At 67.8% G+C, this 11,875-nt stretch carries 10 protein-coding genes; 5 read left to right on the top strand and 5 right to left on the bottom strand.

The window, feature by feature from the left end; translation table 11 throughout:
- The first annotated feature begins 151 nt into the window (after positions 1 to 151).
- Complete coding sequence (locus ACYQ8K_RS09545) at positions 152 to 994, top strand: class I SAM-dependent methyltransferase (RefSeq protein ID WP_459968332.1); 843 nt, start codon at positions 152 to 154, stop codon at positions 992 to 994.
- A gap of 43 nt (positions 995 to 1,037) precedes the next feature.
- Here ACYQ8K_RS09545 and ACYQ8K_RS09550 read toward each other — a convergent pair whose 3' ends face one another.
- The 5 genes from ACYQ8K_RS09550 to lysX all read right to left on the bottom strand — a co-directional run bounded on the left by ACYQ8K_RS09550 (position 1,038) and on the right by lysX (position 9,283).
- Positions 1,038 to 3,170, bottom strand: coding sequence for an Rv1355c family protein (locus ACYQ8K_RS09550; RefSeq protein ID WP_459968333.1), 2,133 nt, complete (start codon positions 3,168 to 3,170; stop codon positions 1,038 to 1,040).
- A 64-nt stretch (positions 3,171 to 3,234) separates the two neighbouring features.
- Positions 3,235 to 3,897, bottom strand: coding sequence for a TetR/AcrR family transcriptional regulator (locus tag ACYQ8K_RS09555; RefSeq protein WP_459968335.1), 663 nt, complete (start codon positions 3,895 to 3,897; stop codon positions 3,235 to 3,237).
- A 52-nt stretch (positions 3,898 to 3,949) separates the two neighbouring features.
- On the bottom strand, positions 3,950 to 4,384 hold the full coding sequence (locus ACYQ8K_RS09560; protein WP_459968337.1) for a DUF6653 family protein: 435 nt from the start codon (positions 4,382 to 4,384) through the stop codon (positions 3,950 to 3,952).
- 5 nt (positions 4,385 to 4,389) lie between these two features.
- The gene (locus ACYQ8K_RS09565; RefSeq protein ID WP_459968339.1) at positions 4,390 to 5,874 is read right to left on the bottom strand and encodes an alpha/beta hydrolase; all 1,485 of its coding nucleotides are present in this window, start codon (positions 5,872 to 5,874) and stop codon (positions 4,390 to 4,392) included.
- 76 nt (positions 5,875 to 5,950) lie between these two features.
- On the bottom strand, positions 5,951 to 9,283 hold the full coding sequence (gene lysX / locus ACYQ8K_RS09570; protein ID WP_459968341.1) for a bifunctional lysylphosphatidylglycerol synthetase/lysine--tRNA ligase LysX: 3,333 nt from the start codon (positions 9,281 to 9,283) through the stop codon (positions 5,951 to 5,953).
- A gap of 457 nt (positions 9,284 to 9,740) precedes the next feature.
- Between lysX and infC the strand changes: the two genes are divergently transcribed.
- The 4 genes from infC to ACYQ8K_RS09590 form a co-directional block, all read left to right on the top strand.
- Complete coding sequence (gene infC / locus ACYQ8K_RS09575) at positions 9,741 to 10,346, top strand: translation initiation factor IF-3 (RefSeq protein ID WP_459968357.1); 606 nt, start codon at positions 9,741 to 9,743, stop codon at positions 10,344 to 10,346.
- Between the two features lie 63 nt (positions 10,347 to 10,409).
- The gene (gene rpmI / locus ACYQ8K_RS09580; RefSeq protein ID WP_083094064.1) at positions 10,410 to 10,604 is read left to right on the top strand and encodes a 50S ribosomal protein L35; all 195 of its coding nucleotides are present in this window, start codon (positions 10,410 to 10,412) and stop codon (positions 10,602 to 10,604) included.
- 79 nt (positions 10,605 to 10,683) lie between these two features.
- A complete protein-coding gene (rplT, locus tag ACYQ8K_RS09585; protein ID WP_007776071.1) occupies positions 10,684 to 11,079 on the top strand; it encodes a 50S ribosomal protein L20 in 396 nt (131 codons plus the stop codon).
- A gap of 24 nt (positions 11,080 to 11,103) precedes the next feature.
- Positions 11,104 to 11,875: TrmH family RNA methyltransferase (locus ACYQ8K_RS09590; protein WP_459968359.1), on the top strand; the 772-nt coding region annotated here is incomplete at its 3' end.

Below are 11,875 nucleotides of genomic sequence, written 5' to 3' on the forward strand. Positions count from 1 at the left end.
CGGCGAATTCAACGGGCTGCCAGTGAAACTGCAAAAACGGGTTGATAATCAGTTTGGCACGGTGCTCGACCGTCGCCAGAACCCAACTCAAAGTCGATGACGCGGACTCCATGAAAGGTTGAGGGTGAAGAGAATTCGGCCCCTATGGCGGATGCCTGGGATCGTCCTGCGTGAGCGGTCGCATCCGGCAGGGCGTGAGCGCATTCCCGAGCCGATGGTGGTGGACGATCCGGAGTCCGTCGCCCAGTTTCACACCGGTGGCGGATCCAACCCGGGGATGCGTGCGGTGTACGACTTGTGCGCTCGAGCGCTTGATGCGCTGCTGCCCCCGGGCGGCCACCTGCTGGACCTCGGCGTCGGTTCGGGCCGTGCGCTCAGCGCCGTCCTGCGCCGACGGCCCGACGTTCGGGCCACCGCCGTCGATCTCGCCCCCAACATGCTGTCCACGGCCCGAGAGCTGTTCGACGCTGAAGGCCTGGGAGAACGTGTCGAACTGCGGCAGGAGGACATCACGGCGTTGCCGGAGCGGATATTCACGCACCCGTGGGACGCCATCTCCTGCATGTGGACCCTGCATCAGCTACCGGATTTCGACACCTTGCGTGGCGCCCTGCGACAGATCGCTGACCTGCAGCGCCGCAGCGGGGCGGCAGTGTGGATTTCCGATTTTCAGCGCCTGCGCGACCCGGCGGCCGCCCCCGAGATGCTGGAGATCGCCGATCCCGCCTCGCCGGCCGTCCTGCGCCAGGACGCCATCGCAAGCGAGGCGGCGGCGTTCACCATCGCGGAACTGTCGACAGAGCTTGCCGCAGCGGGACTGCACGAAATGCATTGCGGCCATTCCACACCGGTGCCCTATCTGCAGGCGTACTGGACATTCGGGGCGCGCGGTCAACCGAACGGTCTGACCGGCTCGCGTGACCCAGGGTTGCGCGGTCGGGCCCGTCGCGAGTCGGCTTTGCTGCGCTGGGGATTCACGACGAAACCGTTCTGAGGTGCTGTGGCGCCAATGGTGCTCGCCGCGCGACAGCGGCGGGTCAGCGTCCTTGAGAACGGACGCGGCTCAGGCTGCGGCGACTGGATACCGACGGTGGCGGCGCGGTGGTCAAGCGCAGAACCAGCACGATGGATTCGTCGGGATCGGTCGCGGTGAGGCGGACAAAATCGCCTTGTAATCGCGCTAATTCGCCGGCAAAAACGGCCGATAACTCATAGAGATCGGCAGTATTTCGCGCGTGCAGAAAGACCGGCGACAACGGCCGGACTGCGAGGCCTTCGCGCTGGGCGACGATCCACACCGCCTCAACGGCCGACCCACCGCGGACGTAGTCGCCGAGTCGCCCTCCGGTCACGGTGAGCACCGCCAGCGCGGAGCTGCCGAGGACTTCGTCGCGCATGCCGTCGCCCAGGGCGCTGCCGGCGTTCCATTCGGCAAGGTAGGCCATGACGTCGGGGCGGCGCACGATATCCATCAGCGCCAAGTCGCTGGCGTCGAGTTCCAGGGAGCGTACGTCGATACCGGTGTCCGGGTCGGGATCTCCCGGCCAGCGCAGTTCCGAGACCATCTCGGTGTGCAGTTGCCGCGTCAAGTACCGGATGCGGTCGGCCGCACCGAAAATCGTTGCGGCCCGCGAAAGGTCGTCCCGCCCGGTGAGCAGGTGCAGGCGCGCACCCTCGCGCTCGGCGGTGACGGTGAGCACCTTGGCCGTCTGATCGTCGAGTGGTTGTGGCGTTCCGCGATGACGGTTGGTCTCGCGCACGAGCATCGGTTCATAGAGCTCGGCCAGGGCGGAGTCGTTACCGTTTCCAAAGTGCATCGTGGCCCGTACCGGAGACCCGTCTACGTCTTCGGAGACGCTCACCGGGCCGAGCATCCCACGGGCGGCGGCGGCGATTCTGACGTTATACAGCGCGGCACCCACTGCGACAGCGCTACCTCGGAAGCCCACGTCCATCGTCGAAGTATGTTCCGGGGCAACGCTTATGGTGAACTTGGTCGGCTGCGCGTCGATGCACCATGGCTGGCTGTTTCCCCCCGAGGGTGCGCGCATAGCGGCAGCGAGAATCGTGTCGTCGACTGCGGGAGCCGCCGGGGTGCTGCCCTGTTCGTTGTCACGCGCGGGGTGATGCCGGGCCGTCTCGACTTCGCCCAGTTGGTCGAGCGCCCAGCCAGTGTCGATGCGGCACCGGCCGGATCTCAGGTTCTCACCCAATCCGATTCGGCGCACGGCCTCGGCCATTGCCGCGGCACCCACGATGACATCGGATGCTAATTGCGGCCAGGTGGACAGCGATCGGTCGATCTCGATGAGCGACGCGGCGGTGCGGGGCGAGATATGTTCGGCTTCGTCGTAACGCAGCATGTGCGGGAGCTTTTCGCGGCGACTCATCCCTGCCACCAGGTTGATATCGAGCTGGTCCAGTAACCCGTGCATGACCGGACGCTCAGGGTCTTGATCAAAGCGTTCTACGTCGACCCGCCCGCGGTCGCTGGTCGCCATCAACACGGGGACATGCCTGTCACGGGCCGCGATCCGCAGGGCGACCTTCATGTCCAGCGAGTCACATTCTTCGATGACGATGTCCAGTCCATCCAGAAAGGCGTCGATCGTGTCCGTGTTGATTCCGGCATCGAACACCTCCACCGCGAGGTAGGGATCGAGTTCAGCAACCCTGCGTGCCGCAACCTGGGCTTTGTTCAGCCCGAGGTCGAACACGGTGGCCGGCACGCGATTCAGATTCGATAGTTCCAAATGATCGAAATCCGCCAGCCGAAGGCGGCCACACAATCCCTGAACCGCCAAGGTGTGCGCGATGACATGGCCGACGCTGAGCCCGGCGACGCCGATGGTCAGCGAGCTGAGGGTGGTCTGTTCCTGGCTTGTGATGTTGTTCCTGTTGCGATCAAGTCGCAGCGCCCGAAACCCACGCGGCCCCAGCACCGCAACGACGGCACGCCGCCACGGGTAGTACGCCCACCGCGTGCCTTCGCCGAGGAGTGTCGAATCCGGCGCTGGGTTTAGACCGCGTAGGTTGGCCAATTGCGCGTCGAGCCGGTCGACGACCTCGACGGTGGGATCGGCTCGCAGCCGCTCCAATGCCAGACGGCCGTCGGGCTCATCGGGGTCGAGAATTTGTGCGCTGTTCGCGGTTACGGTGCGCTCGTCCATGCTGTTTCGTGTATAGCACCTGACTGGCGCGTCGGCTGCGGTAACGCGGCGTTCGGCCGGCCCACTAAGCGATGACGTCTTTGTCCTGGAGCTCCGTTTGCTCGAGGAATTGGCCGCGTCGTATCAGGCTCGTGACCGCGGCGTCCCAGCGCCGCAGCTGTCGCTCGCTGAAGAACGACTCACCCAGGTAGAGCTCGATGTAGGGGTGCAGAATGATGGCGCCGATGCGCAGGATGAGCGGGTTGAGTGCGCCCCAATCGGGATCGAGGTCGGGTCGGAGCTTGCCCTGTTGCCCGAACTGGTCGCCCTGGCCCGCGCTGATACCCGCCAGCCCTGTGAAGATGACCGAACCCAATGCGCCGCCCTCGGCGAGCGCACGCCCGAGATAGGTCATCACGTCGGGACGTTCGACCATGAGTGCGGTCAGCCGACGCCCGGCCTCGTTGAGACTGTCGGATGACGGCTCGGACAGCGTAGCGACTTCCAATGCCTCACTTACCGTCTGCAGGACGTACTGATCGACCGCGGCGGTCAGCGCGGCCTTGGTGCGAAAGTGGTGCTGCACCAGCCCAATCGAGACCTCCGCGGTCTCCGCGATCGCGCGCAGCGTCGTGGCGGCGATGCCGCGAACAGCGAAGCAGCTCAGCGCGGCGGCGCGAATTCGCTCCTTGGGGGAAGGCTCTGCTGGCGAGGGCGGGTCATACGGAAACAGCCGGGTGGATCCCACGGCCGGACAATACACCCGTATCCCGGCGCGATACGGGTGTATTGGATTACCGCTATTGCGTACCGATTTCCGCCGATCGGCGCTCGAAATACCGGACCATCTGCTCCCAGTACACCAGCGTCAGCGCCATCTGCGCCGCGACGGCGATCAGCGCCGGGCGCAGCCGATGCCGGCGCGCGGCGACCACCGCCACCAGCGCGGTCGCGGACGTCGCGGCGCTGACCAGCATCGCCGCATCGCGGGGCCGACGGGTGATCCACAACTCCTCGCCCAGCATCGCCCGCGTCGACCACGCGCGGTGCTGCGCCGGCTCGCCGAAGACCACGGGATTCACGGCCAGCCACAACGCAATCCACACCGCATGGGCGCGCCGCCGCGTCCAGACCGGGACCAGGATCAGTGGCGTGCTGGCCCACCGGGTCCAGGCGCTGAGCGGGTGGCAGTGCCGCGCGAACACGGCTCGCCGAATCCGCGCGACGGACGGCACGGGCGCTATCGCCTGCCGGTGTTGGAACGCTGGGCCGGCACCACCACCGGGGCCCCGGCGGCGGGCGCCGACGCGGCGGGCAACGGGGTCCGCGGAATTCCCGGGGTGCCCAGCGCCCCGGCGAGCCAGGGCAGCGAGGCCGCGAAGGCCCGGTCCGCGAAGGGCCAGTCGTGCTTGCCGGGCTGCGGGACCACCGCGCAGTCGATTCCCTCGGAGCGGCCGAGCGCACAGAGTGAATAGGCGGCGGCGGTTTGATTGCCGGGATTGGCCGCCGCGTCGCGTCCCGCGAGCCGGATGGCGCCACTGTCGCTCAGCTGGATTTCGCGGCGCGGGGTGGGCGGGCCGTCGGACGAGATCGCGAACCAGCCGGCCACGTCGCGGTAGGGGCCGTGCCGGTTGATCACCGTGGTCGGATCGAAAGCCGCCCAGGCGTCGGCGTTTCCGCCGAACAGCCTGGCGATGGTCTGCGCCTTGTTGCCGGCGTTGGGGAAGAAATCACCGGCGACGTCGACGAACGCGCTGAACATGTCGGGGTGCATGACAGTCAGATCCACGGCGCAGGTCCCGCCCATGGACCAGCCCGCGACGCCCCAGTTGGCCCGTCGCGGGCTGACCCCGAAAGTCGAAACCATAAACGGCACAACATCTTTGGTCAGGTGGTCGGCCGCGTTGCCCCGCACCCCGTTGACGCATTCGGTGTCGTTGTTGAACGCGCCGCCGGAGTCCACAAACACCAGCACCGGCGCCTTGCCGTCGTGCGCGGCGGCGAAGTCGTCGATCGTCTTGACCGCGTTGCCCGCGCGCGTCCAGTCCGCCGGCGTGTTGAACTGCCCGCCGATCATCATCACGGTCGGCAGCGGCGGAGGTGGGGTGGTCGCGAACCATTCGGGCGGCAGGTAGACCAACTCGCCGCGGTGTTTGAAGTGCGACCCGTCCGAGGGGATCGCCACCGGCACCACCGTGCCGTGCTGTGGCCGCGTTCCCTTGGCGGCCATCGCCGTCACGGTGGCCTGATCGGTTTGGTCCGGCAGCGGGCCCGAGGTCAGCTGGCTCCATGCCGACTGCACGGTGGGGAAGTAGCCCACCCAGAGGTTGAGCATCAGCGCCGTGCTGAGCAAACACAGGGGCACGGCGAGCACCGCGGCGCCGCGCCGCCAGCGGCGCGCGGTGCGCCACCCCAGCACCAGCACCGCCGCCGCCATGCCCGTCAGCGCGACCCAGAGCCACAGCGTCGCCGGGGCGGGGTCGTCGGACAGCCCGCGGTCGACGATGTACCAATGCGTCAGGTAGGCCGCGACCCCGCCGGCCAGGGCGGCCGCCGGGACCCACACCATGCGCCAGCGGCGCGACCGCCAGCCGACCGCCAGCGCCAGCACCGCCGCGGCGAGCACCTGGATCGTCGCCGGCACCCAGCCATGCATCAGCGAAGTGTGGCTACTTGCCAGGAACTGCGCGGCAGCGCTGTCCGTCGGGTCTGTCACGTGACTCATTGTGATCTATTGGTAACCGGCCTGGAACATATTCACCTAATGTTCGCTATGGGCTTGCTGGACGGTCGGGCCCGCGCTAATGCGGCTTGGCCAGCGGAAATGGCAATGTCTCGCGGATGCTGCGGCCCGTTATGAGCATGACGAGCCGATCGATGCCCATGCCCAGGCCACCGGTCGGCGGCATCGCGTATTCCATCGCCTGCAGGAAGTCCTCGTCGAGCTCCATCGCCTCGGGATCCCCGCCGGCAGCTAACAGCGACTGCTCCTGCAGGCGGCGGCGCTGCTCGACCGGATCGGTGAGCTCGCTGTAGGCGGTGGCCAGCTCGACACCCCACGCGACCAGGTCCCACCGCTCGGCGACGCCCGGCTCGCTGCGGTGCGGCCGCGTCAGAGGGGACACCGAGGTGGGGAAGTCGATATAGAAGGTCGGCTCCTCGGTTCGGTCCTCGACCAGGTGCTCGTACAGCTCCAACACCACCGCGCCCGCATCCCAGTGCGCCCGATAGGGGATGTGCGCGGCGTCGGACAGCTTGCGCAGGGTGGACAGCGACGTCGCGGGGTCGATGTGCTCGCCGAGCGCCTCGGACACGGCGTCATGGACGGTCTTGACCGCCCACACCCCGGAGATGTCGACCGGTTCCAGGCGGCCGTCGGCGCCGGGCCGCAGCACGATCTGCTCGCCGTGCGCGGCCTGGGCGGCGTTCTGGATGAGCTCGCGGCATCCGTCGATCCACACCTTGTAGTCGGCGTGGGCCTGGTAGGCCTCCAGCAGGGTGAATTCCGGGTTGTGGCTGAAGTCCACCCCCTCGTTGCGAAAGGCCCGGCCCAATTCGAAAACCCGCTCCACGCCGCCGACGCACAGCCGCTTCAGGTAGAGCTCGGGCGCGATGCGCAGGAACAAGTCCAGGTCGTAGGTGTTGATGTGCGTGACGAAGGGCCGGGCGGTGGCTCCGCCGTGGATCTGCTGCAGGATCGGCGTCTCGACCTCGATGAAGTCCCTGGCGAACAGCGTCTGCCGGACCGAGCGCAACACCTCGCTGCGCGCCTTGATCAACTCCCGCGACTCGGGGTTGACGGCCAGGTCGACGTAGCGGGTCCGCACCCGCGCCTCCGGGTCGGTCAGCCCCTTCCACTTGTTCGGCAACGGCCGCAGGCACTTTCCGATCATCCGCCAGTCGGCGACGATCAGCGAGCGGCTGCCCTTCTTGGAGAAGCCCATGTGGCCGGACACCTCGACCAGGTCGCCCAGGTCGATGGCCGCGGTGAAGTCGGCGGTTCGGCCGCGCTGCAGCTGCGAATTGTCCAGCAGCACTTGCATTTCCCCCGACCAGTCGCGCAGCTGGGCGAACAGCACGCCGCCGTAGTCGCGGATCCGCAAAATCCTGCCCGAGACGGTGATGGTGTCGCCGTCGTCCGCGTCCAGCGCGTTTGCGACGGTGTGGCTGGGCGGAGTTCCGACCGGATACGCGTCAACGCCGTTGCGCTGCAATATCTTCAGCTTGGCCAGCCGCACCCGCACCTGTTCGGGCAGACGAGACCTGGTCTCTTCCTCGTCCGCGGTCTCGCGACGCTCCCGTAGCCCACTGACGTCCGGTGCGCTGCCGTCGTGATGCAACAGTCCGGATTCCGCCAGTCGCTGCGGGACGGCGGGGTAGTGGCCGGTGTGGGTCTTGCGCCGGCCGAACGGCAACACCAGGAACCCCTCGGCGAGCGCCGAGGCGACGCCGACCCGCGGAATCAGCCGGGCGTCCTCGTAGCAGGCGTACCGCGGCACCCAGTCGGGCTGGTACTTCATGTTCGAGCGGTACAGCGTCTCCAGCTGCCACCACCGCGAGAAGAACAGCAACAGCCCCCGCCACAGCCGGGCGACGGGACCGGCGCCGAGCTGGGCGCCCTGTTCGAACGCCGAGCGGAACATCGCAAAGTTCAGTGAAATGCGGGTGATGCCAAGGGCTTCGGCGCCCAGCGCCAAGTCGCTGACCATCAGCTCGATGGTGCCGTTGGGAGACTGCGGCGAACGGCGCATCAGGTCCAGGGAAACGCCGGTGGTGCCCCACGGAACCAGCGACAGCATCGCCACGACGCTGCCGTCCCGGTCCAGCGCCTCGACCAGCAGGCAGTCCCCGTCGGCGGGGTCGCCGAGCCGGCCCAGCGCCATGGAAAAGCCGCGCTCGGTCTGGGTGTCCCGCCAGGCGTCGGCGCGGGCGATGGTGTCGGCCATCGCGTCGGCCGCGATGTCGCGGTGGCGCCGGATCCGCACGGTCAGCCCCGCCCGCCGGGCCCGGGTCACGGCCTGACGAACCCCGCGCATGTCGGGGCCGGACAGCTTGAAATCCGACGTCCGCAGGATGGCCTCGTCGCCGAGCTCCAGCGCGTTCAGGCCACCCTCGCGGTACGCCCGCGCGCCCTGGGTGCTGGCGCCCATCACGCCCGGCGCCCAACCGTAGGTCTGGCACAGACCCAGCCAGGCGTCGACGGCCTGGCCCCAGGCCCGGGGATCGCCGATCGGGTCGCCGCTGGCCAGGCACACGCCGATCTCGACCCGGTAGGTGATGGCGGCGCGCCCGCTCTGGGCGAACACCACCGACTTGTCCCGGCGGGTGGCGAAGTAGCCCAGCGAGTCGTTCTTGCCGTACAGCTCGAGCAGCCCGCGGATCGCCGATTCGTCCTCGCCGGTCAGCGCGTTCTCCGCGCGCTGGGACTGGAAGAGCACGATCGTCGCCAGGATCAGCGCCAGCGCGCCGAACAACCCGAAGATCGCGTTGAGGAATACGTGCGGCCGGCCGGTGAACAGGTCCGGATCCGCCAGCGCGAACCCGACCACCCGGTTGGCCACGTACGGTAGGCGGTCCGGGCGGGCCAGCGTTCCGGGGAACAGCTCGACCAGGCCCCAGGACACCAGGATCCCCACCACGTCGCCGGCGACCAGCACCGCGGCCGCCTTGACCAGCGCGCCCTTGCGGACCTTGGCCCAGAACTCCCGGTAGGCCAGCACCAGCAGGACGATCGCCACGATATGTACGGCGAACCCGAGGTTTTCGCCGAAGATCTCGGCGGCGGTGTTGTCGCCCGCGGCGATGTCGGCGGCGTTCAGCGCGGCGGCCAGGATCATGTTGGCCAGCAACAGCAGCCAGGCGATGCGCTTGCGCGCGGTCAGCGCCGCGGCCAGCAGGGCGAGGATGAACGACCACGCGATGCTGGTGTCCGGGAAGTTGAACAGATAGTCGTTGATGAACTCGCGGGGAACCTTGATCAGGTACCTGATCAGCGGGGACACGCTCCCGAGCAGCGACACGGTGGCGATGACGCCCACAGTCCATCCGGCCGCTGCCGGCACCCAGCGATACCGCGAGTTCGACCGGCCGCCGGGCCGCAAACGCGGCCCCGAACGAGGAGATGCGAGTGTCACAGACCGCGAGGATATGCCCTCAATCCGTGAAAAGCTTGTCGAAGCGCTAAGTGTGGCGGGCACGAGTTTTGGGACCGCTTTTCGGGCCGCGTCGACCCCCGTTGCAGCGCGGTCGCCCGGCCGAAGTGCTAAAAGCCACCTCAAGGCTGCTAAACTGGCGCCTGCGACCATCCCGGCGAATGCCAGGAACAGTTAAGTGGAGTCCCACTCCCACCGCGCACCGACGAAATCCCTGAGCGGATCTTCCCAGGTTCAGCGGTCCGGTCACAGGCATCGCGGATGCCTGTTCCGCGGGCAACGCGGGCGGCTCGAGTAGCTTCCAGCCGTGATCGGTCGGCATTGGGCCCTGCTTGTGCAGGGCTTTTTTGCTAGTGGTGTGGTGTCTCCGCCGCTGCTTCCTCCGCCCGTCCGGACCGGTCGTCACCGCACGATATAGAAGCCCAACAAGGGAGGCCCCATCAGCACTGAGACCCGCGTCAACGAGCGCATTCGCGTACCTGAAGTCCGATTGATCGGCCCAGGGGGAGAGCAGGTAGGCATAGTGCGCATCGAAGACGCACTGCGCGTCGCTGCGGACGCCGATCTCGACCTTGTCGAAGTTGCCCCGAACGCCAGGCCGCCGGTCTGCAAGATCATGGACTACGGCAAGTTCAAATACGAAGCGGCGCAGAAGGCGCGCGAATCCCGCCGGAACCAGCAGCAGACCGTCGTCAAAGAACAAAAGCTGCGACCGAAGATCGACGATCACGACTACGAGACCAAAAAGGGTCACGTCATCCGCTTCCTGGAAGCGGGATCGAAGGTCAAGGTCACCATCATGTTCCGCGGACGTGAGCAGTCGCGGCCCGAGCTGGGTTATCGGTTGCTCCAGCGCCTGGGTGCGGACGTCGCCGAGTACGGCTTCGTCGAAACGTCCGCCAAGCAGGACGGCCGCAACATGACGATGGTGCTGGCACCGCATCGCGGCGCGAAGACCCGCGCCAAGGCGCGGCATCCGGAAGGACCCGGGGGCGGCGCGGCATCGGACGATGCGGCCGCCGAAGCCGAACCTTCGTCGAACTGACCGCGAGACAGCAGCAAGAGCTCGAGTACTCAGCACTCGAGCCCTTCATAGAACAGAGGAAACATGCCCAAAGCCAAGACCCACAGCGGGGCGTCAAAGCGGTTCCGGCGCACCGGAACCGGCAAGATCGTCCGCCAGCAGACCAACCGCCGGCATCTGCTCGAGCACAAGCCCTCGAAGCGGACTCGCCGCCTCGACGGCCGAACCACGGTGTCGGCCAACGACACCAAGCGCGTTAACAGCCTGCTGAACGGCTGACCACCGCGCCGGCCAGACCCGCAGCGCGAGCTGGCACGGCGACCCGACCAACCATTTTGAACGAGAGTAGGAACATCCAATGGCACGCGTGAAGCGGGCGGTCAACGCCCACAAGAAGAGGCGCAGCATCCTGAAGGCCTCGAAGGGCTATCGCGGCCAGCGATCCCGGCTCTACCGCAAGGCCAAAGAGCAGCAACTTCACTCGCTGAACTACGCCTACCGCGACCGTCGTGCGCGCAAGGGCGAGTTCCGCAAACTGTGGATCTCGCGCATCAACGCGGCGGCGCGCGCCAACGACATCACCTACAACCGGCTGATCCAGGGCCTCAAGGCCGCCGGTGTGGAAGTGGACCGTAAGAACCTGTCCGACATCGCGATCGCCGACCCGGCCGCCTTCACGGCGCTGGTCGACATCGCGCGGGCGGCACTGCCCGAGGACGTCAACGCTCCCTCGGATTCCGGAGAAGCGGCCTAACCAGAGACGGTGCGGACCGTCCAGGTGCTGACCGAACGTTCGGCCAGGGTCGCCGCGGCGGTCAAATTGCACCGTCACGTCGGCCGCCGGCGGACGGGCCGATTTCTCGCCGAAGGCCCCAACCTGGTGGAGGCCGCCGCCCGCCGCGGCCTGGTTCGCGACGTCTTCGCCACCGAGGTCGCCCAGCAGCGTCATGCGTCGCTGCTGGCGACTTTGGCATCGACCGGATGCCCGGTGCATCCGGTCACCGAACGGGCGGCAAAAGCGCTGTCCGACACCGTCACCCCGGCGGGACTGGTCGCCGTGTGCGAAATGCCGCAGACCCAGCTGCGCGACCTGCTGGCCGGCTCGCCCGCGCTGGTCGCGGTCGCCGTCGAGATCGGCGAGCCGGGCAACGCGGGCACCCTCATCCGCCTTGCCGACGCGATGGGCGCGGCCGGCGTGATCCTCGGCGGCCACAGCGTCGACCCGTACAACGGCAAGTGCCTGCGCGCGTCGGCCGGCAGCATCTTCTCGGTCCCGGTCGTCGTCGAGCCGGACCCGCGCGCCGCCGTCGACGCGTTGCGCGCCGCGGGCCTGCAGCTGCTCGCCACCACCGTGGACGGCGAGACGCGGCTCGACGAGGCCACCGACCTGCTCGGCACACCGACGGCGTGGCTGTTCGGCCCCGAATCACACGGTCTGCCAACTGAAATCGCGGCGGCGGCCGACCACCGCATGCGCATCCCCATGGCCGGCGGCGCGGAGAGCCTCAACGTGGCGTCGGCCGCGGCCATCTGTCTGTATCAGAGCGCGC

It is taken from the genome of Mycobacterium sp. MUNTM1 (genome assembly GCF_054660795.1).